Origin of the sequence: Stenotrophomonas sp. 704A1, assembly GCF_030549525.1 — a bacterium.
In the GTDB taxonomy this organism is placed as follows: Bacteria; Pseudomonadota; Gammaproteobacteria; order Xanthomonadales; family Xanthomonadaceae; genus Stenotrophomonas; species Stenotrophomonas tuberculopleuritidis.
Genome location: NZ_CP130831.1, coordinates 1,406,261 through 1,428,349, shown reverse-complemented (window position 1 = coordinate 1,428,349; position 22,089 = coordinate 1,406,261). Strand labels below are relative to the sequence as shown.

Below are 22,089 nucleotides of genomic sequence, written 5' to 3'. Positions count from 1 at the left end.
CCACAAATAGGGTTTGAGGCTGGACATGCTGCTACGCCCTTCACTGCTCCCCGCACTGGCCGTGTTCGCGGTCGCCGCGCGCCACCAGAATTTCGCCCAGGCCGCGCAGGAACTGCACCTGACCGCCAGCGCGGTCAGCCACCACGTCCGTCGCCTCGAGGAGGTCCTGGCCACGCGCCTGTTCCTGCGCCACGCGCGCGGGGTGCGCCTGACCGCCGAAGGTCGCCAGCTGGCCGACGCTGCCAGCGCGGCGTTCACCGATGTCGCTGCGGTGGCCCATCACCTGCAGCCGGACGCGGACAGCGTGCCGCTGCGGATCACCACGCTGCGCTCGCTGTCCTACTGCTGGCTGCTGCCCCGGCTGCCGCGCTTCACCCAGGCGCATCCGCACATCCGCGTGGAACTGCATACCGGCAGTGGCCTGGACCGCTACGACGACAACGGGCCCGAAGTCGGCATCCGCTACGGGCTGGGCCAGTGGCCCGGACTGCATGCGCAGCACCTGATGGACGACAACCTGTTCCCGGTGGCCTCGCCTGCCCTGCCCGGGGTGGAAGCCCTGCAGGATCCGGCCCGCATCGCCGACCTGCCGCTGCTGACCGACCTGTCCCCGCAGGGCTGGCGCGACTGGTTCCGGCATGCCGGCGTGCGCCCGCCGTCCCCGTTGCCGCCCATGCACACCTTCGCCGACAGCACCGATGCGATGCGCGCGGCGGTATACGGCATGGGCGCGGTACTGGCGCGCACCCACATCGCGCAGCCGTACCTGCAGCGCTACGAAGTGGTGCGCCTGCCCGGGCCGGCGTTGAAGGCACGTTATGCGTATTACGTGGTGCATGCCGAAGGGCAGCCGCCCAGCCCCGCCGCGCGCCTGTTCATCGACTGGCTGCTGGGCCAGGCGCAGGACGAGCGCACGCCCGTGCCGGCACTGCCCGCCAGCCTGCTGGGACGCCCCGCTACGCACGGCTGACTGCGCCCTCACCCGACCTTTGCCCCGCACTGGCTAGGCTGCAGGCCAACCCCACTGACCTGTATCTGCCATGGCCCTGCTGCGACTGCGAATTACCGGAAGCGAAGACGATGCCCGCGCGATCAGCGATCTGCTGCTCGGCCTGGAAGGCATTGAACATGTCGAGGAGACCGACGACCTGATGCCGCACATGGACGATGACGATTCCAGCTCGGCCGGGCTGTCCGATGACATCGGCCCGGGCATCCATGAGCTGGAAGTGGAAGTGGGCAATGACAGCACCGCGCAGAAGGTGCGCGATGCGGTACAGGAGCTGGCGCTGGAACTGGATGTGTTCGTCGAGTACGAGACCGACGAAGGCTGAGCGCTCGCCGGGCATGGCCCGGCGCCATCCATTCCGCCACGTCATCCGGTAGCGCCGGGCCAAGCCCGGCGAACACAGGGCGCGGTGTCGATCAGGCCTTGCGACGGCGGCGACGCAACCACGCCCGGACGCCCCAGGCCACGGCCAGTGCCAGCACGCCGACCGGCAGCAACGCTGCAACAGCACGGATCAGGAACGCCACGCTGGTGCTGAGGATGCTGCCCGATTCGCTCAATGCCTCCCCGATCTCGCTGCGGCTGCGCTGGCCCGAGGTGGTATCGAAGTGCAGCGTGACCAGCTGGGTATCGATACGGCGGCGTTGCTGCGCCGAATCCTTGTTGGCCTGTTCGACCCCGGCTTCGATTTCCGAAAGCCGCGTAGTGATTGCCATCAGGTCCTCGATCTTCAGGTCCTTGCGATCCTGGTAGGACAGCAGGCGCGCATGCTCCTTTTCAAGGCGCGCCTTGGTCAGCGCGGTATCGGCCACCTGCTGGGCAAGGTCTTCGGCACGCGTGTTGCGCGACTGCAGCTTGCCGCCTTCGCCAGCCATCGCGATCAACGGCTCCACGCCCTTGGGCGCCATGCGCACCTTCACCTCGCCGCGAGGCTGTTCGCCACTGCTCTGCTCGACCTGCAGCACCGCGCAATCGCCGAACTTCGCGCTCTGGCAGGCCTGTGCCACCTGCTGGATGCGTGCTGCGATCTGCGCCGCTTCCAGCTGCACCTGCACGTCGTGTTCGTAGGCCAGGAATGCACCTTCCGGAGACGCCACGCCCGCCTCGGCGGCCGCAGCGCCATCGGCTGACATCTCGCCATGCTTGGCGCAGGCCGCCAGCGCCAGCAGCAGGGCCGGTGCCGCGACCACGCGCAGCCACGCGCGCGGCGAGGTCATCGCGAGGCTCCATCGAAGGCGGTGACCGACAGGCCACCCAGATCCACCTGCGGCAGGCAGCGCACGTTGATCGCCACCATCGGCAGGCCGCTGCGCGGGTCCACCGCTTCGCTGTACGGTGCTGTGCCGCATTCGCGGCAATGATGGTGATCGATGTGGTGGGTATTGAACTGATAGGTCGCCACGTCGGCAGGGTCGGTGCCCAGCTGGAACGCCTCGCGCGGAGCGAACCACAGCAGGCTGCCGCGGCGACGGCACATCGAGCAGTTGCAGTCGATGACCTCGCTGATCGGTGCCTCGGCCTGTACGGTGAATGCGATCCTGCCGCAATGGCAGCTTCCTTGATATTGCATGTCCTGCGCTCCGCTGGAGGGTCCTTGTCTGCGCCCATGGTAATCCTATGGCACGGGGACAAAGCAGTCCCGGCGGCCTATGCTCGGGCATTGACCCCAGTACAGGAACGCCGATGCGCCCGCATCTCCTCGCCCTCGCCCTGGTCGCCGCCCTCGCCGGCTGCCAGCCGGCCGACGCCCCGACCCCCGGCTCCACCGCCGCCACCGGCCAGCAGGCCGCCGACGCCGCGGTCGATGCCGCCTTCGCCGACCTGTCCAAGCGCGCACTGGACACCTGGATGCAGCTGTCCCCGGTCAGCGCCACCCAGATCGGCGACCACCGCTACGACAGCGAGATCGACGATCTGAGCGCCGCCGGCCAGCAGAAGACCCTGGCCGCCTACAAGGCGCTGCTGGGCGAGCTGGACAAGATCGAGGTGGCCAAGCTCGGCCGCGAGAACCAGGTGGACGCGGCGATCCTGCGCAACCAGCTGCAGTCGGAAATCTGGAATGCCGAGATCATGCAGTCTGGCAAGTGGGACCCGCAGCTGTACAACGGCCTGGCCGGCAGCGCGATCTACGGCCTGATGGCGCGTGAGTTCGCCCCGCTGCCCGAGCGCCTGAAGGCCGCGACCGCGCGCATGGAGAAGCTGCCGGCGATCTTCGCCCAGGCCCGCGAGAACCTGGACCCGGCCCGCGTGCCGAAGATCCACGCCGAGACGGTGGCCAAGCAGAACAAGGGCATCCTCAGCATCGTCGATACCTTCATCACCCCGCACATCGGCGAACTGCCGCAGGCCGACCAGCAGCGCCTGCAGGCGGCCATTGATGGCCTGAAGAAGGCCGTGGACGAGCAGCAGACCTGGCTGGACAAGACCCTGGTGCCGAATGCCAAGGGCGATTTCCGCATCGGTGCGGAAAAGTACGACCAGAAGCTGAAGTTCGCGCTGAACTCGTCGCTGTCGCGCCAGGAGATCGGCGAGCGTGCACGCGCCGAACTCAAGCGCGTGCGCGAAGACATGTATGGCATCGCGCAGACCGTGCTGAAGGACAAGCCGGGCGCACCGGAGATGCCGGCGCAGCCGACCGACGAGCAGCAGCAGAAGGCGATCGAGGCCGCGCTGGAACTGGCGTACGCCGACAAGCCGGCGCGTGACAAGGTGGTCGACGATGCCAAGGCGGCGCTGGAGCAGTCCACCGCGTTCGTGCGCGAGCACGATCTGATGACCCTGCCCGATGCACCGGTGGACATCATCCTGATGCCCGAATTCCAGCGCGGCGTGGCCGTGGCCTACTGCGATTCGCCGGGCCCGCTGGACAAGAACCTGAAGACCTTCTACGCCGTCTCGCCGATTCCGGACGACTGGAACGACAAGCAGGTCGACTCGTTCCTGCGTGAGTACAACTCGCGCATGATCCACCTGCTGAGCATCCACGAAGGCACCCCGGGCCACTACCTGGAAGGCTGGCACTCGGCCAAGTTCCCGTCGACCCTGCGTGCGGTGCTGCGTTCGGGCCTGTTCGCCGAAGGCTGGGCGGTCTACACCGAGCGCATGATGCAGGAGCAGGGGTACCTCAACAATGACCCGTTGTTCCACCTGGTGCAGCTGAAGTTCTACCTGCGCACGATCTCCAACGCGATCCTGGACCAGGGCGTGCACGTGGACAACTGGACCCGCGAACAGGCGATGCACCTGATGACCCACGACGCGTTCCAGCAGGAAAGCGAAGCCTCGGGCAAGTGGGTGCGCGCGCAGCTGACCTCGGCGCAGCTGCCGACCTACTTCGTCGGTGCGCAGGAACACTTCGACACCCGCAAGGCGATGCAGGACAAGCTGGGCGACAAGTTCAACCTGAAGGCCTACCACGACCAGATGCTGTCCTACGGCGCGCCGCCGGTGCGCTTCGCGCGCCAGCTGATGCTGGACCAGCCGATCGAGTGATTGATCGGGTGTGAGCTGGAAATGGAACGGCCCGGGGAAACCCGGGCCGTTTTCTTGTACGTTCACACCGCGTATGGGAGTGGAACTCTACTCAGACTTGTGCGCTGCTTCTGGTCATCACCACTTAAATGGACCATCTGAAGGCCGGGAATAGTTTTTCTGTCGATCCCGAAACGAACAGCAACATATGCCGCATCGACTGCCATCCCAATGCCATTTATTTCGTAGTGCACCCGGTACTGATCAGAAGGCCTATTCTGGACACCCTCAACTGACGCATTCCATTTGATATCCAGAGCGACACGATCATGCGACTGACTCTTCGCCTCTAATGTCTTGAAAATGTGGGAAATCAGATGAACCAGAAACCGATTGAGAAGATAAGCTTTATCGAAGTAGTCGTACTTGACCAATAGCGTCACCTTTTGAACGCCGCCTCGCTTCTGACGCCTCAAAGTTCCGAGAACTGCACTTCTCACCATGCTGTTTTTGGCAAGACTGCTGGCGACCTCGCTACACAAGTTATCTACGCTCTCCCAAACAGCCGGATTCCATCTCCAGGTCGCCATTAGTCGCCCCTGCAATTCGATGGTACGCAACCGTTCGCCGACGCCTTCCAAAAATGCCTTGACGACAGGACAAGACTCTAGACGTCGTAGAGTCTGCAGAGGGTGTGCGTCGGGAGTAAGCGCGCGCAGCACATCCTGTAATGCACCATCACCACCGCCAACGACGACCACATCTCGGCCAGCGTCCGCATGCTTACGCAAGCTATCATTCTTCCAGAACGGAGTTCCTCGAAACGACGCTCCGCGGATCACTTTCGATCCATCATGTTCAGGCAGTGAACAGTTCTCTGCTCCCATACCTGCGGCAAGAATGATGTAAGCCGGTTTGATCGAACCCGCAGACGGTCTGGTGCGATGCCATGTCATTCCGGCAAGATCAAGCTCACCCGCACTTGAGAATCCCGCTTTAATAAAGTCCTTCACACGTTTCTGAAGCGAACGATCCAGGCGTGTTGCAAGGTGTAAATGAGCATGGTCCCCCAACGCCTTGTCAAACCACCGTTGGACTTCCTTTGCAAAATCGGCTGCGCTGACGGGGTCAAATGACGTGAGGGGTGGGCAGCCCGAAAATTTCGGCCAGCAAGTTGCATCTACTGGCGGGTACACCTGGCTTCGACTGAACTTCCAAGGCCATTCGTACATGAACGGTCCAACGAAGCGCGAATGCACGCCAACCTGCTTTGATAACGGAAATCTGCTCTGCTCAAGCACAACAACCTTCTTCCCTGCTTCGGCCGCTGTCACTGCAACGGCAAGGCCGGCTACGCCCCCACCCACCACGAGCAATGAACTGAAATCTGGATCCATTGAGATGATGTCACCAACCAGGAGACGCCCTCGCACAACCTGGTCCCTCAAGCTGACATGATACTGACCACTGGAGACGTCAAATACGTTCGGGGCGACCTTGCTCGCAAGCAGGCCCAGACAGTCCACGACACTTATCTCAGCGCTCATGGCAGTTCCTCAAATGCGCGATCAACGAGCGTATGAAAGTCCTCTTCAGGAAGGCAGAACAAGGAGGGGTGCGCAAGAACCTGAGCCAGCCCCTTTCCAGAGCTCATCAAATCCAGTCCGGTTTCGTCCTGCACTCTGGAAAGAGGATCCAGTTCGACACCCGGAGTCGACTGAGATTCTTGAGCCTTCAGCAGCCACTGGTCGCCCCGCCGGCTAACGAGTCCGAGCGAACTCAATATGTTCAATTGTCGCTCTACATGATCGCGGAACCATGGGCTGTCACCAGCCTCACGAACACCGTTTGGCCTGTACTTCACGCCTTCAAGTTCTGCATCAGGCTGCTGCGCATAGCGCAACAATTCGACAACCAACTGATCGAAAGAGAGTCCGTCCCTTTCATAGCCTCTCAGCAACGCCATTACGAAAGTACTAGTACTACGCGTAAAAGGTCTGGCCATTCACGTCCTCATCCGTGAGTCGAATCAACTTGACTGCCGACGATTAATCATCGACTACATTCAGTATCGGCCGGTTCCCACTGTTCTACACAGGAAACTATTGATCGGCGGCGACAAAGCCTCCCGTCTGCCGCGCCCACAGGCGTGCATACAGGCCACCGGCATCGATCAGCTCGGCATGGGTGCCGGTCTCGACGATCCGCCCCTGGTCCATCACCACCAGCCGGTCCATCCGCGCGATGGTCGACAACCGGTGCGCGATCGCGATCACTGTCTTGCCGCCCATCAGTTCGTCCAGGCTGTCCTGGATCGCCGCTTCCACTTCCGAATCCAGCGCCGAGGTTGCCTCGTCCAGCACCAGGATCGGCGCATCCTTCAGCAGCACGCGGGCAATGGCGATGCGCTGGCGCTGGCCGCCGGACAGCTTCACGCCGCGCTCGCCGACATGCGCGTCGTAGCCACGACGGCCCTGCCCGTCCACCAGCGTATCGATGAAAGCGGCCGCGCGCGCCTTGGTCACCGCCGCATGCAGTTGCGCTTCGGTGGCATCGGGACGGCCGTACAGCAGGTTGTCGCGGATCGAACGGTGCAGCAGCGAGGTGTCCTGGGTCACCACGCCGATCTGCTGGCGCAGACTTTCCTGGGTGACATGGGCGATGTCCTGGCCATCGATCAGGATGCGGCCGCTTTCCAGGTCGTACAGCCGCAGCAGCACGTTGACCAGGGTCGACTTGCCGGCACCGGACGGGCCGACCAGGCCGATCTTCTCGCCCGGCTTCACCACCAGGTCGAGGCCGGCGATCACGCCGCCCTTCTTGCCGTAATGGAAGTGGATGTCCTGGAAGTGCACGCCGCCCTGGGTCACCCGCAGCGGGGTGGCGTCCTCGCGGTCCTGCACGGTCAACGGCTGGGCGATGGTGGTGATGCCATCCTGCACCGTGCCGATGTCTTCGAAGATGCCGTTGATGGTCCACATGATCCAGCCGGACATGTTGTGGATGCGGATCACCAGGCCGGTGGCCAGGGTGATCGCACCGACCGTGATGTGCCCGCCATTCCACAGCCACAGGGCCAGGCCGCAGGTGCCGGCAATCAGGAACCCGTTGACGATGGCGATGGTCAGGTCCATGCCGGTGGTGACCCGGGTCTGCGCGCGGTGCTTGACCGCCAGTTCCTGGATCGATTCGGCCACGTAGGCCTGCTCGCGGCCACCATGGGCGAACAGCTTCAGCGTGGGAATGTTGGTATAGCCGTCCACGATCCGGCCCATCGCCTTGGACCGTGCTTCCGAGGCGATCCAGGCCCGTTCCTTCGCGCGCGGCACGAAGTAGATCAGGATCACCACATAGGCCAGCAGCCACAGGATCAGCGGCACCATCAGCCGCCAGTCGGCCTGTGCGAACAGGTACAGCGCGGTGCCGGTGTAGACCACGATGTACCAGAGCGAATCGACCATCTGCACGGCCGACTCGCGCAGTGACGTACCGGTCTGCATGACCCGGTTGGCGACGCTGCCGGCAAAATCGTTCTGGAAGAAGTTCAGGCTCTGCCGCACCACGTAGTTGTGCATCAGCCAGCGCGAACGGTTGCTCAGCCCCGGCACGATGGCCTGGTTGACCAGCAGGTTGTGCAGGCCGACCAGGATCGGCCGCGCGATGACGGTGATGAACAGCATCCAGCCCAGCTCGTTGGCGTGGCGCTGGAAGAAGCCGGCACCGGGCTGTTCGGCGACCATGTCGACGATGCGGCCCAGGTAATCGAACATCGCCACTTCCACCAGCGCCAGCAGCAGGCCGGCGATCAGCGTGGCCAGCAGCACTGGCCACACCGGCCGCAGGTAGTGCAGGTAGAACGGCAGCACCTTCTGTGGCGGCATGCGGCCGTCCACGGGCGGGAACACCGGAATCAGGGATTCAAACCAACGGAACATCACATTCCCTCGCCAGATCAGCGCGGGGAGTATCCCATGCCCGGCGTGTATCCCGCGCTGCGCGCTCGCCGGGCATGGCCCGGCGCTCCCCTCACGGACTGACCGGGGTGAACAGCAGGTCCTGGAAATCGAAGCTGAAATCGGTCAGGTCGGAGATCGCCTGCATGCGCACCTCGCGTACCTTGCCGTCCGGGTCGAGGCTGAAATTGACGAACGCGTCGGCGTTGAGCGAACGGTCATCCCAGCGCACGATGAACGTGTCGTGCTGCCAGTGCTCCAGGCGGCCGTTCAGCTGCGCGGTCTTCATGAAGCGCAGGCGCAGGCCCTTGCCCCCGGCACTGATCTGCATGTCGCCATACCAGCGGTCACGGAAGGTGCCGGTGTAGCTGGCCAGTGCCAGCGACGGCTTGCTGCCCTTGTCGCGCGCGCTCTGGTGCTTGGCCCAGGCCTCGTCGGCCTTGTCCTGGCCCTTGGCCACGGCCTTGGCATAGGCGTCCACCCAGTCGTGCTTCTCGCCGCCCAGATAGGCATCGAGCACGCTCAGGGTGATCGCGTTGAACGCCGCGCCCACTTCCTGGTTGGTCAGCACCACCACGCCCAGCTTCTCGCCCGGCACCAGGGTCAGCCGCGAAACCATGCCCGGCCAGCCACCGGTGTGCCAGACCAGCTTCTGGCCACGGTAATCGCTCAGGCTCCAGCCTTCGCCGTAACCGGCAAAGTTGGCCCGCGCCGGTGCCAGCTCCGGCACGCTCGGCGCCGGGATCGACTGCGGGGTGATCATCCGCCACATCTGCTGCTGGCTCTTGTCGGTGAACAGCGCGGTGCCATCGGCCAGCTTGCCCTCAGCCAGCTGCACCTGCATCCAGCGCGCCATGTCGTGCGCGCTGGAATAGATGCCACCGGCGCCGGCATTGTTGGACCAGGTCAGCGGAGCAACGGTGCGCAGGTCCTTGAAATCGTACTTGGCGTGGCCGACCGCAGCCTTGTCGCCCGGCTTCAGGTGATCGGCGTTGTAGCGCGTGCCGGCCATGCCCACCTTGTCGAAGATGCGGGTCTGCAGGAACTGCTGGTAGCTCATGCCCGAGACCTGCTCGATCACCTGCTGGGCCACGGCATACAGGATGTTGTCGTAGGCATAGCGCTCGCGGAAACCGCCCTTCAGCGGCACCTGGCCCAGCCGCTGCACCACTTCGGCATTGCTGTAGGAGGTGGTCGGCCAGAACAGCAGGTCACCCGCGCCCAGGCCCAGGCCACTGCGGTGCGACAGCAGGTCACGCAGGGTCATCTGCCCGGTCACGAACGGGTCGGACATGCGGAACGACGGCAGATGGTCGATCACCTTGTCGTCCATCTTCAGCTTGCCGTCCTCGGCCAGCAGATTCAGCGAGGTTGCGGTGAAGGCCTTGGTGTTGGAAGCGATGGCGAACAGTGTATCGGCCTGCACCGGTTCCGGCTTGCCCTGCTCGCGCACGCCCCAGCCGCGTTCCAGCACCACCTCGCCATCCTTGACCACCGCCACGGCGATGCCGGGCACGTCGAACTGCGCGCGCACGCGCTCGACCGTCGCATCCAGGTCCTGCAGCTGCGCCGGGGTGGCAGCGCTCGCCATGGTCGTGCACGCCAGCAGCACGGCTCCTCCAATCCAGGTTTTCATCCAGCACGATCTCCGAACAGGGGTGGCGGCCATGTGCAGGCCGTCACCAGGGTTTCGCGCGATGGTAACGGCCACGGGCGCAGCCTGCCCTGTGCCATAGGAGGGGTGTCATGGATGCAGAAGGCCAGACCAGCAGCGGCTCCACCATCATTCCGTGCCTGCGCTACCGCGACGCCCTCGCCGCCATCGACTGGCTGCAGCGTGCGTTCGGCTTCCACGCGCAGGCGGTGTACGCCGACGGCGATACCGTACATCACGCACAACTGGTGTTCGGCCACGGCATGATCATGCTCGGTTCGACCAGCAACGGCGGCGAATGGGCCAGGCTGGCGGTCATGCCTGACGAGGTCGACGGACGGCAGACGCAGAGCGCCTGCGTGATCGTCAATGACGTCGACACGCACTACGCGCGTGCCAGGGCGGCCGGCGCGCGCATCGTCATCGACATCGCCGACCAGGCGTACGGTGGCCGTGGCTACGCCTGTGCCGACCCGGAAGGCTACCTGTGGTGGTTCGGCAGCTACGACCCGTGGCGCGCGGAACACAGCGCATGACGGCACGGGCGGCGGCGGCGCCGATCCGCTGCGGCATCGGCGGCTGGGTGTTCCCCGCGTGGCGCGGCGGCGTGTTCTACCCGGCCGGGCTGGTCCAGCGCGAGGAGCTGGCCCACGCCAGCCGCGCGCTGCGCTGCATCGAGATCAATGGCACGTTCTACCGCACGCCGACGCCGGCGCAGTGCGCGCAATGGGCCGCGCAGACCCCTGCCGGCTTCCGTTTCTCGATGAAAGCGCCGCGCTATCTGGTGCAGCGCCGCGACCTGTCCTCCAGCGTCGAGGCGGCCGCGCCGTTCCTGCAGGCGGCCGCGGCGCTGGCCGACCGGCTGGGCCCGCTGCTGTGGCAGTTCGATCCCCACCATCCGGCCGACGCAGCGGCCCTCGATGCGTTCATGGCGCAGCTGCCGGACCGCTGGGACGGCGTGCCGCTGCAGCACGCACTGGAAGTGCGCAATGCCACGGTGCAGGGGCCGGCCCTGGTCGAGGCCGCGCGCCGGCATGGCGTCGCGCTGGTGATCGAGGACAGCGACGAGGCGCCGCTGCACGGTGATCTCAGCGCCGGCTTCGTGTACGCGCGGATCAAGCGCAGCCAGGCCCGCTTGAACGAAGGCCTGCCGGCAAGCGTGCAGCAGCGGTGGGCGGACCGTGCCCGGTGCTGGGCCAGCGGTACGCCGGTGACGGACCTGCCCTGCCTGGCCGCGCCGGCCGAAGCGGCCCCGCGTGAGGTCTACCTGCTGTGCATCGGTGCCGGCAAGGTCCGCAACCCGGCGGCCGCGATGGCATTGCAGCGCCGCTGCGACGCGCCCGGCGCCCCCGTTCGGCGATAACCCCGCGGTCAGGGCATCGCGGCATCCCGCACGGCGCACGCTTGCCTCACAATACGCCGATGAGCACACCCGACACCCGCAAAGCGCTGTGGCAGATCCATTTCTGCGTCCTGTTGTGGGGCGTTACCGCCATCCTCGGCAAGCTGATCACCCTGCCGGCGCTGCCGCTGGTGTGGTGGCGCATGCTGCTGGTGGTGGCGATGCTGGCGCTGTTGCCGCGGGTCTGGCGCGGGCTGCGCACCCTGCCGCTGCGGCTGGCAGCCGGTTACGCCGGCATCGGCGCGCTGGTCGCCCTGCACTGGCTGACCTTCTACGGCGCGGTGAAGCTGGCCAATGCTTCGGTGGCGGCCACCTGCATCGCGCTGGCGCCGGTGTTCACCTCGATCATCGAACCGTGGGTGGCCAAGCGCCCGTTCCAGCTGCGCGAACTGGCCTTCGGCCTGGCCGTGCTGCCGGGTGTGGCGCTGGTGGTGGGCGGCGTGCCGGACGGCATGCGCCTGGGCATTGTGATCGGCGCGCTGTCGGCGCTGCTGGTGGCGGTGTTCGGCTCGCTCAACAAGCGCATGGTCAGCCACGCCGATCCGCTGACGGTCACCGCGCTGGAGCTGGGCGCCGGTACCCTCACCCTCACCCTGCTCGCGCCGCTGATGCCCTACCTGCTGCCGGCGCTGGCCAGCCCGCTGTGGATCATTCCCGACCTGCACGATGGCATCCTGCTGCTGGTTCTGGCCGGTGCCTGCACCCTGCTGCCGTTCGCGCTGGCACTGGTGGCGCTGCGCCATCTCAGTGCCTACACCGTGCAGCTGGTGACCAACCTGGAACCGGTCTACGCCGTGGTCCTGGCCGTGCTGCTGCTGCGTGAGCAGCATGAAGTCACTCCGTGGTTCTACCTGGGCGTGGCGATCATCGTGGGCGCGGTGTTCCTGCACCCGCTGCTCAACCGCCGCACGCGCGTGCAGCACCCGGAGATTCTCGGCACCGCCGAAGCGCGCAACATCGCCGACTGAGTGCCGGCGGGCCGTGGCGGTGCGCAGGCGGCCGCTCTCAGCGCTGCGGCCAGTGCCATGCCGGTGCATCCAGCAGGCCCTGGCCGCTCAGCAGGGTCCGCCCGTGCTCCTTGTAGAGATGCAGCGCGTGGCACCCGTCTGCCTGGGCCAGCGCGGCGATCAGGCGGCTGGCATGTGACACCACCCAGACCTGGCTGCGTGCGCTGGCGGCGATGATCAGGCGTGCCAGCGCCGGCAGCAGGTCCGGGTGCAGGCTGGTCTCCGGCTCGTTGAGCACCAGCAGCGGTGGCGGCCGCGGGGTATGCAGCGCGGCGGCCAGCAACAGGAAGCGCAGCGTTCCATCGGACAGTTCGCTCATCGCCAGCGGGCGCAGCAGCCCGGGCTGATGGAAGCGGAGCAGCAGCCGGCCCTCGGCTTCCACGTAGCTGACCGTAGCGCCTGGGAACGCATCATCGACGCAGGCCGCCAGCGCCTGCGGATCGCCGATCTCCAGGATGGTCACCCACGCTGCGGCCAGGTCACGTCCATCGTGATGCAGCACCGGCGTGCGCGTGGCCATCGCCGGTTGCCGTGCCGGCGCGTCGGCATCGCTGCGGAAATGGTCGTAGAAACGCCAGCGCCGGATGTACTCGCGCAGCGCGATCGCTTCGGGCATGCGCTGTGGATCGCCCACCTGGGTGAACAGGCTGTCGAACACCGACAGATGATCATCCACCACGTCCCAGCCGCGGGCATGCCGCTGCCGCACCAGCGCACCGCGACGATCGACCAGCAGCGTCGCGCTGCGCAGGAACGGTCCGGCCCAGATCGCCTCGGCCTTGATCTGCGGATCCAGCGCGAACGCCGAACGGCTGGGGGGTGGATAGCCAAGATCGATGGCATAGCCGAAATCGCCGGTGCTGAAGCCCAGCCTGAGCCCTACCGGGGCCTGCCGCGGCCCGCCCTGCAGCGGCAACTCGCCGGCCTGTACGCGCCTGTCCAGCTGTTCCGGGCCGGCCCACAGCGCCGACCCCAGCCCGCCTTCCCGCGCCAGCACGGCAGCGACGCCGCCCTGCGCGGTTTCCGCCAGCAGGCGCAGCGCGCGGTACAGGCTGGACTTGCCGCTGCCGTTGTCACCGGTGACCACATTGAGCTGCTGCAGCGGCAGTACCAGCCCATGCAATGAACGGTAATGGGCGACGGCCAGGGTCTGCAGCATGGTCGGGATCCGCGAAGGCAGGACGTCCATGGTCGTCCGTCGCGGTCGCACCTGCTGCGACCAGGCCACCGCCGAAGGCTACCCGGCAACCTCGACCCGGTTGCGGCCGCCGCCCTTGGCCCGGTACAGCGCCGCGTCGGCCCGCGCCAGGGTCTGCTCGGGCGTCTCCCCCGCCTGATGCTGGGCAACACCGATGCTCACCGTCACCGGGAAGCCGAACGGCAGGTTGGAGACCGCCACGCGCAGGAATTCGCACTGCAGCTCGGCCGTCCGCAGCTCTGCCTCCGGCATCAGCACCACGAACTCCTCGCCACCATAGCGGGCGGCCATGCCGCGCCCGGCAAAATGCGAGCGCAGCATCACCCCCAGCTCGGCCAGCACCCGGTCGCCGGTCGCATGGCCCTGGAAATCGTTGATGTGCTTGAAGTGGTCGATATCCACCAGCGCAACGCAGGTCTGGCGGGGCGGCCCGTCGGTGGCCGCCACGGCCTCCTGCAGCGCGGCGGCCAGCGCGCGCCGGTTGGGCAGCCCGGTCAATGCATCGGTGCGGCTCTGCTCGGCCAGGTCGGCATTCTGCGCCAGCAGCACATCGTGGTAGTCCGACAGCAACCGCTCGTAATCCTCGCGCTCAAGCATGTGCCGCTGGATGTCCAGTGCGAAGCGCCGCAGCTCCATCACCAGCATCACCTGCCTGGACAGCGCGGCCAGCGCCTCGGCCTTGTCGGCGGCCAGGTGCTGCGGCCGCGCATCGAACACGCAGAGCGTGCCCAGTGGCAGGCCGTCGCTGCTGATCAGCGGCGCGCCGGCGTAGAAGCGCACGTACGGATCACCGGTGACGACCGGGTTGTCGTGGAAGCGCGCATCCTGCAATGCGTCCTCCACCACCATGATCTGCTGCGGCTGCAGGATCGCGTGGCCGCACATCGATTCGCTGCGCAGGGTCTCGGCGGCATCGATGCCCTGTATCGACTTGAACCACTGCCGCTCGACGTCGATGAGGGTCACGGCGGCCATCGTCGTGCCACACACCGCCTTGGCGATGGCGACCAGATCGTCGAAGGACCGCTCCCGTTCCGAATCAAGGATGCGGTAGCGGTACAGCGCTTCCAGGCGGAGCGCTTCGTTGGCGGGCTTGTCGGGCTTGATCATGCAGCGTCATGTTCCGGCAGGTCGCCGCAGAGTCTAGCCGAAGCCGGCCGCCGTCCCGGCGCCTGCTGCTACCAGTCCTGCTGCTGCGGCAACAGCCCGTGCAGTTCCTGCTCGGTCAGGTTGCGCCACTGCCCCGGCTTCAGCGCACCGATCTTGATGTTGTCGATGCGCACGCGGCGCAGCTGGGTCACGCGGTAGCCGAACTCGGCGGCCATCAAGCGGATCTGCCGGTTCAGGCCCTGCTGCAGGGTGATGCGGAAACCGAACTTGGCGATCCGCGAGGTCCGGCACGGCAGCGTCATCTGGTCGTGGATGCGCACGCCGCGGGCCATGCCACGCAGGAACTCGTCGGTGACCGGCTTGTTCACCGCCACCAGGTATTCCTTCTGGTGGCCGTTCTCGGCCCGCAGGATCTGGTTGACGATGTCGCCGTTGCTGGTCATCAGGATCAGGCCTTCGGAGTCCTTGTCCAGGCGGCCGATCGGGAAGATGCGCTGCTCGTGGCCGACGAAATCGACGATGTTGCCCTTGACCGAGGTTTCGGTGGTGCAGGTAACCCCGACCGGCTTGTTCAGCACGATATAGACGTGGCGGCGGGCACCGGGCCTGCGTGCGGTGCGTACGCGCAGCGGCTGGCCGTCGACCAGCACCGTGTCGTCCTCGCCGACCACGGCGCCGGTACCGGCGGGCTGGCCATTGACGGTGACCCTGCGGGCGGCGATCAGGCGATCGGCCTCGCGGCGGGAGCAGAAGCCGGTCTCGGCGATATGTTTGTTGAGTCGGGTGGTCATCGCCCCATTATCCGGCATTGCCGCCTCCCCGGCTCATGCGGCGGCCGATGGATCGTCGGTTTCGCCGTCGAACACCCGGTTGCGGCCACTGCGCTTGGCCACGTACATGGCATGGTCGGCGCGCCGCAGCAGGGCGGCCAGGTCGTCCCCGTCCGGCCGCCACTGCGCCATGCCGATGCTGGCCGTCACTTCCAGGCCGGGCACCTGCAGGTCGCGGCAGCTGTCGGTGATGCGCTGGCGCAGGCGCTCGAGCCGCTCCGCGGCGATCCCGCGCGGCATGCCCGGCAACAGCAGCAGGAACTCCTCGCCGCCCATCCGCACTACCTGGTCCTGGCTGCGCACTGCCGCGCGCAGGGCGCGCGCGACCGCCACCAGCACCTGGTCGCCGACCTCATGGCCATGGCGGTCGTTGATGTCCTTGAACAGATCGATGTCGAGGAAGCCGATCACCAGTGCGCCGCCGTCACGCTGCACCCGCTGCAGGTGCTGGCCCAGCTGGTGCAGGCCGGCACGCCGGTTGGGCAGTCCGGTCAGCATGTCGGTCTCGGCCAGCTGGCGCATCTCGTCGCGCTGCTGGCGCAGCCGCCCCAGGCGCAGGTTGAGCGCGTAGGCAGCCATCATCAGCAGCCAGGTCACCGCCAGCTGCAGCGCTTCCACCCGGTACTCCATCAGCCAGCGCGCGCTGGCCGCATCGGCGCTGATCAGCACCAGCATCGGCGCCAGCGCGGCCAGCCCGGCCAGCGACCAGACATCGCCGCGCCAGCGCGCCCAGATGCCCATCGCCAGTGACAGCGCGCAGCCCAGCACGAAGGTGCCCTCCAGCAGCTGGGCCACCACGCCCAGGCCGCTGCGCGGCAGCCACGGCACCAGCGCCGCCAACGCCAGCAGCCCCCACAGCACCACCTGCTGCCCCAGCCGCGACCGCGGCAGCACCCGGTCGCCACCGTTCAGGCGCCACAGCGCCGGCAGCACCAGCGCCTGGGTGGCGGCGGTCAGCGCCAGCAGCCACCAGGCGCCGCGTTCGCCGACCCGCAGCCACGGCTCCGGGTATCCGCCGAGCCCGCCGAGGATGGCCTGCCACAGCACCAGTACCAGGGTGGAACCGATGTAGATCAGGAAGCTGCGATCGCGGGTAGTCAGGTAGGCCATCAGCGCCGACAGGGCCAGGGCGATCGCCACCGCGATGCAGGCCGCTCGCACCAGCAGCCGGGCGGTATCGTTCTGCTGCACCGGGCTGGGCGCACCCAGCCGCAGGGTCGGTACCCAGCGCGCCTTCAGCGGCACCTGCCAGGACACCCGGAACGGTTCGTGGCTGCCCGCCTTGGGCACCGCAACCATGCCGATACCGGCGCGGAAGCGTGAATCGCGGGTCCGCGCGTCCTGCATGTTGCCGCAGATCTCGCGGTCGCCATGCTGCAGGCGGACTTCTCCGGCGAATACATTGAAGACGTCCAGCGCCTGCGGCTCGCCGGACCAGCCGGCGGCCGGCGCCTGCACCGTCACCTGCTGGCGCGGCCCGGCCAGCATCTCCGGCGTACAGGCGCGATGGGGGGTGGGCTCTGCGGTGGCGGCACCGACCAGCAGGTAGTCACGCCCGGCCTCGACACTGCGCGCGTGGCCCAGCCACGGCAGCGCCAACCACACCAGCAGCACGACCAGCACCGCCCCTGATTCGAACCGCACCTGCCTGCCGACCACGCCGCGTCCCGTTCCTGCTTACGTCCGCGCCCATTGCGCGTCGCCCCTGCCGGCATTATCGCAGTGCAACGGGCCGGCGATGTGTAGGCCAGGGGGCCGGCGGCCGCAACAGGCCAGGCCGGCCGCATCCTCAATGGCGTTCAGCCGGCTGCCGGCGAGCCCGGGCCCGCCACCAGGCGCACCGGCCGCAGGTCGGCCAGGGTCAGCCGCTCCAGCGGCTGCGGGCGCTCGATGGCATACCCCTGCAGCCCCTGCACGCCCAGGGCGGTCAGTGCCTCGGCCACGTCGGCGGTCTCCACCCATTCGGCCACCACCTCCATCTGCAGCTCCCGGCCCAGCTCGCTGATCGCGCGCACGCTGGCACGACTGACCGGATCGGTGTCCATGTCGCGCACGAAGGCCCCGTCGATCTTGAGCATGTCCGCCGGCAGCTGGCGCAGGTAGCCGAACGACGACAGCCCCGAACCGAAGTCGTCCAGCGCCATGCGGCAACCGCGCGCCTTGACCGCATCGATGAACGCACGGGCCTGGCTCAGGTTGCTGATCGCCGCGGTCTCGGTGATCTCGAAGCACAGCTTGGAGGCCAGCGCCCGGTTGCGCTCCAGCAGGTCGCAGACAAAGGCCAGGAACCCCGGCTCGGCGATGGACTGGGCCGACACGTTGACGTTGCACAGGCCGAGCTGGCGCACATGCGCCGGGCACACCTGCAGGTGGCGGAACAGCAGGCCCAGCACATGCCGATCCAGTACCACCGCCATGCCATAGCGCTCCACCGCGGGCATGAACTGCCCGGGCAGGTGCAGCGCGCCGTCGGTATCGCGCATGCGCACCAGCACTTCGTAATGCAGGTAGGTCGGATCGCCGACCCTGGCGATGCGCTGCGCATACAGCAGCATGCGGTTCTCGGCCATCGCCCGGCTGACCCGCTGCAGCCGCTCGGCCTCCAGCCGCCGTTCGTCCAGCGCCAGGCGGTTCTCATTGAAGCAGTGCACGCGGTTGCGGCCGGCCTGCTTGGCCGCATAGCACGCGCTGTCAGCCGCACTCATCAGCCAGTTCACATCCGGCGCCTCGGCGGTCACCTCGACCACTCCGACGCTGCAGCTCAGCTGCGGGCTGCCTTCGCTGATCGGGAAGGTGGCCTGGCCGAGGTTGCGGATCAACCGCTGCAGCACGCGCTTGGCTTCATCCTGGTTGGCGCGGGCCAGGAACACCGCGAATTCGTCCGCACCCAGGCGGCCGACCCAGTCGCCGTCGCGCACCGCGCCGACCAGGTACTCGGCGAAGCTGCGCAGCATCTGGTCGCCCGCAGCATGCCCGAAGCTGTCGTTGACCAGCTTGAAATGATCCAGGTTGATGTACCCGAGCGCGTGCGTGCCGCCCTCGCCCCGCACCTGCAGCAGCGCATTTTCCAGCAGCCGCTCGATCTCGCGGCGGTTGATCAGCCCGGTGAGCGGATCGTGGCTGGCGTGGTGTTCGATCTCACGCGCCAGCGCGTGGTTCTGGCTCACATCCTCGACGATGGCGAACACCGAAAGACCGTCGCTGGCGCTGCGCACGCCGGTGCCGCTCCAGCGCCCCCCACACCAGGCTGCCATCGCGGCGGCGGAAGCGCAGTTCGCCGGGACGCAGCTGCCGTTCCCAGTCGATCCGGCCCACCTCGTCCAGCACCAGCTCGCCCTCCATCAGCAGCTCGGCCAGTGTCATCTGCAGCATCACATCGCGGCGATGGTCGAGAATGTCGGCCATCGCCTGGTTGGCCTCCACCACCCGGCCGCTGGCATCGAGCTTGAGCATGCCGACGTTGGCCTGGTAGAAGGCGGCGCGGAAACGGCTTTCATGTTCGGTGAGGTCCTTGCCCACGCGCCGCGCCAGTCCCACCGCCACCAGGCTGATCAGCAGCACCGACAGGCCGCCGACCGTGAGGGTGGCGATGCGCACCGCGCGCGCCATGCGCAGCAGTGCCTGCGAAAACGCCTGCGCCTGCGCCCGCAGGTCGCGGTCGATATCGCGCAGGCGTTGCAGGTAACCGTCGCGGGACGCGTCATCCAGGGGACCCGCGCCATGCCGCCGCCGCAGTTCGTCGGCCAGCGCCTGCAGCGCCAGCAGGTCACCATCGGTCTGCCGCCACAGCCAGGTCGCCTCGCGGAACGCGCCGATGTCGCGCGCGTGGCGGAAGGAGAAGATCAGCCGCGGAATATCGGCGCGGGCATTGCCCCCACGCAGGAAGCCGGCCCGGGCCTGCGCCTCGTCCGGTTCGGGTTGTTCGAGGGCCAGCCGGGCCTGCAGGTCGCCCAACGGCACCTGCAGTGCCCGCTGCGCATCCTCGAGGTCCTGCAGGTGGCCGCGGGCCAGGTACCGGCTCAGGGCCGCCGTGGCGTCCTGCTGCCCGCGTGACCAGTAGCCCTGGCCCGCAATCCAGGCGGTCGAGGCCGCCTGCAGTTCCTGGATCAGGACCGACAGCCCGACCAGTCCGATCGCCATGCCTGTCAACAACGCAAACCGCAGTCCCAGCCCGCGGGTCATCGGCACCCGCCGACGGTGTTGGTCCCTGCCACGTCTACCCATCCTGGATCCCCCCGAATGTGATGCGGTGACAATCTCCTGTGGAACCCGGTCAGCCTAGGGCCGGGGATGTGTGGGCCATGCGAAGCCTGCGCCGCCCCGCCGGCGGCCGGGACCGCCTCCATCGGCGGCCCCACAACGGACAACGCCAGCCCGGAGGCTGGCGTTGCTCAAGCAGTTGCGCCGGTATCAGTAGCTGCGCGGACCGCGCGGCTTGAAACCATCACGACGCGGCGGGCGGCTGTCACGATCACCGCCGGGACCACCGGGGCCACCGCGGCGCGGACCACCCGGACCACCGGGGCCACCCGGACCGCGCTTGTCGAAGCGCGGCTTGAACGGACGCGGGGCCGGATTGATGTCCTCGCCCGCGGCCAGCGGACGCATCTGCAACTGCTGGCCGGAGACCCACACCTTCTGCAGGTGGGTCAGCACGTCCGACGGCATCTGCGCCGGCAGGTCGAGCAGCGAGAAGTCCTCGTGGATGTCGATGCGGCCGATGAAGCGGCTTTCCAGGCCGGCCTCGTTGGCGATGGCGCCGACGATGTTGGCCGGCTTCACGCCGTGCTGGTGGCCGACCGAGATGCGGTAGGTCTCCATGCCCTGCTCCGGCGCGCCACGCGGCGGCACGTCACGGCGCGGGCGCTGCTCGAAGCCGCCCTCGGCATCGTCACGGCGCGGGCCACGCTCGAAACGCGGACCGCGCTCGGTGCGCTCGCCACGTTCCGGACGCTCGAAGCGCTCGCGCGGCGCGCGCTCTTCACGCGGGGCGCGCACCGGCGGCTGCAGCAGGAACGGGGTGTCGCCCTGCAGCATCTTGGCCAGCGCCGCAGCCACGTCGATGGCCGGCACGTTGTGCTCGCCCTCGAAACGCTCCAGCAGCTGGCGGTAGAAGTCCAGGCCGCCCTGGCCGAGGGTCTCGGTGATGCGCGAGGTGAACTTGTTGATGCGGTTGTCGTTGACCGCTTCCACGCTCGGCAGCTGCATCTCCTCGATCGGCTGGCGGGTGGCGCGCTCGATCTGGCGCAGCATGCCCTTCTCGCGCGGGGTGGCGAACAGGATCGCCTCGCCGCTGCGGCCGGCACGGCCGGTACGGCCGATGCGGTGCACGTAGCTTTCGGTGTCGTACGGGATGTCGTAGTTCAGCACGTGGCTGATGCGCTCCACGTCCAGACCACGGGCGGCCACGTCGGTGGCGACCAGGATGTCCAGCTTGCCTTCCTTCAGCATGGCGATGGTGCGCTCACGCTGGGCCTGCTGCATGTCGCCGTTGATCGCGGCAGCGGCCAGGCCACGGGCCTGCAGCTTGCTGGCCAGTTCTTCGGTACCGGCCTTGGTCCGCGCGAAGATGATCATCGCGTCGAACGGCTCGACTTCCAGGATGCGGGTCAGCGCGTCCAGCTTGTGCATGCCGCTCACCCACCAGTAGCGCTGGCGGATGTTGGCCGAGGTGGTGGTCTTGGCCGCGATGGTCACTTCCACCGGGTCCTGCAGGTAGGTCTGCGCGATGCGGCGGATCTGCGGCGGCATGGTCGCCGAGAACAGCGCGACCTGGCGCTGCGCCGGCAGCTTCTTCAGCACCGCTTCGACGTCGTCGATGAAGCCCATGCGCAGCATTTCATCGGCTTCGTCCAGCACCAGGGTCTTCAGCTCGGACAGGTCCAGGGTGCTGCGGTCCAGGTGGTCGATCACGCGGCCGGGGGTACCGACCACGACGTGCACGCCGCGGCGCAGGGCCGACAGCTGCTGGCCGTAGGGCTGGCCACCGTAGACCGGCAGCACGCGGAAACCGGGGATCTTCGAGGAATAGGACTGGAAGGCCTCGGCGACCTGGATGGCCAGTTCGCGGGTCGGGGCCAGCACCAGCGCCTGCGGCTTGATCTGCTGCAGGTCGATGTTGGACAGTACCGGCAGCGCGAAGGCGGCGGTCTTGCCGGTGCCGGTCTGCGCCTGGCCGAGCACGTCGCGGCCTTCCAGCATCGCCGGGATGGTGGCGGCCTGGATCGGCGACGGGGTTTCGTAACCGATGGCGGTGACGGCCTGCATGACAGACTCGGACAGGCCAAGCTGCGCGAACTGCATCGGCGCCTGGGCCGGCGTCTGGGAATCGTGGGACATGGGGAACTCCAACGGCACGGCCATCTGCATGGCAGTGCGATAAAAAAGGGATGGTCCGCGCTTTGGGCGCCCTTCTTATCGCGTGCCCTGGCGCTGCTCGTTCGGAGGGAGATTCA

General features: G+C 67.3%; 19 protein-coding genes. 6 read left to right on the top strand and 13 right to left on the bottom strand.

Annotation, left to right across the window (positions count from 1 at the left end):
* The first annotated feature begins 25 nt into the window (after nt 1-25).
* Both Q5Z10_RS06610 and Q5Z10_RS06605 read left to right on the top strand, forming a co-directional pair.
* On the top strand, nt 26-970 hold the full coding sequence (locus tag Q5Z10_RS06610; protein WP_303638455.1) for a LysR substrate-binding domain-containing protein: 945 nt from the start codon (nt 26-28) through the stop codon (nt 968-970).
* 70 nt (nt 971-1,040) lie between these two features.
* Nucleotides 1,041-1,334, top strand: a complete 294-nt coding sequence (locus Q5Z10_RS06605) for a hypothetical protein (RefSeq protein WP_303638454.1) — start codon at nt 1,041-1,043, stop codon at nt 1,332-1,334.
* 91 nt (nt 1,335-1,425) lie between these two features.
* On the opposite strand, the gene Q5Z10_RS06600 is transcribed toward Q5Z10_RS06605, so the two are convergent.
* Both Q5Z10_RS06600 and Q5Z10_RS06595 read right to left on the bottom strand, forming a co-directional pair.
* Nucleotides 1,426-2,226: a DUF4349 domain-containing protein gene (locus Q5Z10_RS06600; protein WP_303638453.1), complete on the bottom strand. Its 801-nt coding sequence runs from the start codon at nt 2,224-2,226 to the stop codon at nt 1,426-1,428.
* Nucleotides 2,223-2,579, bottom strand: a complete 357-nt coding sequence (locus Q5Z10_RS06595) for a GFA family protein (RefSeq protein ID WP_303638452.1) — start codon at nt 2,577-2,579, stop codon at nt 2,223-2,225. The genes Q5Z10_RS06600 and Q5Z10_RS06595 overlap by 4 nt, the downstream gene beginning before the upstream one ends.
* Nucleotides 2,580-2,692: 113 nt before the next feature.
* Between Q5Z10_RS06595 and Q5Z10_RS06590 the strand changes: the two genes are divergently transcribed.
* On the top strand, nt 2,693-4,501 hold the full coding sequence (locus Q5Z10_RS06590; RefSeq protein WP_303638451.1) for a DUF885 domain-containing protein: 1,809 nt from the start codon (nt 2,693-2,695) through the stop codon (nt 4,499-4,501).
* Nucleotides 4,502-4,563: 62 nt separating this feature from the next.
* Here Q5Z10_RS06590 and Q5Z10_RS06585 read toward each other — a convergent pair whose 3' ends face one another.
* From Q5Z10_RS06585 to Q5Z10_RS06570, 4 genes are all read right to left on the bottom strand, one after another.
* Complete coding sequence (locus tag Q5Z10_RS06585; RefSeq protein WP_303638450.1) at nt 4,564-6,027, bottom strand: FAD-dependent oxidoreductase; 1,464 nt, start codon at nt 6,025-6,027, stop codon at nt 4,564-4,566.
* Nucleotides 6,024-6,446, bottom strand: a complete 423-nt coding sequence (locus Q5Z10_RS06580; RefSeq protein WP_303638449.1) for a hypothetical protein — start codon at nt 6,444-6,446, stop codon at nt 6,024-6,026. The genes Q5Z10_RS06585 and Q5Z10_RS06580 overlap by 4 nt, the downstream gene beginning before the upstream one ends.
* Nucleotides 6,447-6,582: 136 nt before the next feature.
* Entirely contained in the window at nt 6,583-8,415 is a 1,833-nt protein-coding gene (gene smrA, locus Q5Z10_RS06575; RefSeq protein WP_303638448.1) for a multidrug efflux ABC transporter SmrA, read from the bottom strand.
* A gap of 91 nt (nt 8,416-8,506) precedes the next feature.
* A complete protein-coding gene (locus Q5Z10_RS06570) occupies nt 8,507-10,069 on the bottom strand; it encodes a serine hydrolase (protein ID WP_303638447.1) in 1,563 nt (520 codons plus the stop codon).
* A gap of 110 nt (nt 10,070-10,179) precedes the next feature.
* Here Q5Z10_RS06570 and Q5Z10_RS06565 point away from each other — a divergent pair, with 110 nt between their 5' ends.
* The 3 genes from Q5Z10_RS06565 to Q5Z10_RS06555 are packed head-to-tail and all read left to right on the top strand — an operon-like array spanning nt 10,180 to nt 12,457.
* On the top strand, nt 10,180-10,623 hold the full coding sequence (locus Q5Z10_RS06565) for a VOC family protein (RefSeq protein WP_303638446.1): 444 nt from the start codon (nt 10,180-10,182) through the stop codon (nt 10,621-10,623).
* Nucleotides 10,620-11,450 (top strand): DUF72 domain-containing protein, encoded by an 831-nt coding sequence (locus Q5Z10_RS06560; protein WP_303638445.1) that lies wholly within the window; start codon nt 10,620-10,622, stop codon nt 11,448-11,450. The genes Q5Z10_RS06565 and Q5Z10_RS06560 overlap by 4 nt, the downstream gene beginning before the upstream one ends.
* A 59-nt stretch (nt 11,451-11,509) precedes the next feature.
* A complete protein-coding gene (locus Q5Z10_RS06555) occupies nt 11,510-12,457 on the top strand; it encodes a DMT family transporter (RefSeq protein ID WP_303638444.1) in 948 nt (315 codons plus the stop codon).
* Nucleotides 12,458-12,494: 37 nt separating this feature from the next.
* Here Q5Z10_RS06555 and Q5Z10_RS06550 read toward each other — a convergent pair whose 3' ends face one another.
* The 7 genes from Q5Z10_RS06550 to Q5Z10_RS06520 form a co-directional block, all read right to left on the bottom strand.
* Nucleotides 12,495-13,655 carry an AAA family ATPase gene (locus tag Q5Z10_RS06550; protein ID WP_303639148.1) on the bottom strand — a complete coding sequence of 387 codons (1,161 nt, stop codon included), beginning with the start codon at nt 13,653-13,655 and terminating at the stop codon, nt 12,495-12,497.
* A gap of 78 nt (nt 13,656-13,733) precedes the next feature.
* Nucleotides 13,734-14,804, bottom strand: a complete 1,071-nt coding sequence (locus Q5Z10_RS06545) for a sensor domain-containing diguanylate cyclase (RefSeq protein ID WP_303638443.1) — start codon at nt 14,802-14,804, stop codon at nt 13,734-13,736.
* A gap of 68 nt (nt 14,805-14,872) precedes the next feature.
* Nucleotides 14,873-15,595 carry a pseudouridine synthase gene (locus tag Q5Z10_RS06540; protein WP_303638442.1) on the bottom strand — a complete coding sequence of 241 codons (723 nt, stop codon included), beginning with the start codon at nt 15,593-15,595 and terminating at the stop codon, nt 14,873-14,875.
* 33 nt (nt 15,596-15,628) lie between these two features.
* Nucleotides 15,629-17,293 (bottom strand): sensor domain-containing diguanylate cyclase, encoded by a 1,665-nt coding sequence (locus tag Q5Z10_RS06535; protein ID WP_303638441.1) that lies wholly within the window; start codon nt 17,291-17,293, stop codon nt 15,629-15,631.
* A gap of 140 nt (nt 17,294-17,433) precedes the next feature.
* Complete coding sequence (locus tag Q5Z10_RS06530; protein ID WP_303638440.1) at nt 17,434-18,849, bottom strand: putative bifunctional diguanylate cyclase/phosphodiesterase; 1,416 nt, start codon at nt 18,847-18,849, stop codon at nt 17,434-17,436.
* Entirely contained in the window at nt 18,773-19,774 is a 1,002-nt protein-coding gene (locus Q5Z10_RS06525) for a PAS domain S-box protein (RefSeq protein ID WP_303638439.1), read from the bottom strand. The genes Q5Z10_RS06530 and Q5Z10_RS06525 overlap by 77 nt, the downstream gene beginning before the upstream one ends.
* Nucleotides 19,775-20,044: 270 nt before the next feature.
* Complete coding sequence (locus Q5Z10_RS06520; protein ID WP_303638438.1) at nt 20,045-21,973, bottom strand: DEAD/DEAH box helicase; 1,929 nt, start codon at nt 21,971-21,973, stop codon at nt 20,045-20,047.
* Nucleotides 21,974-22,089 lie beyond the last annotated feature (116 nt).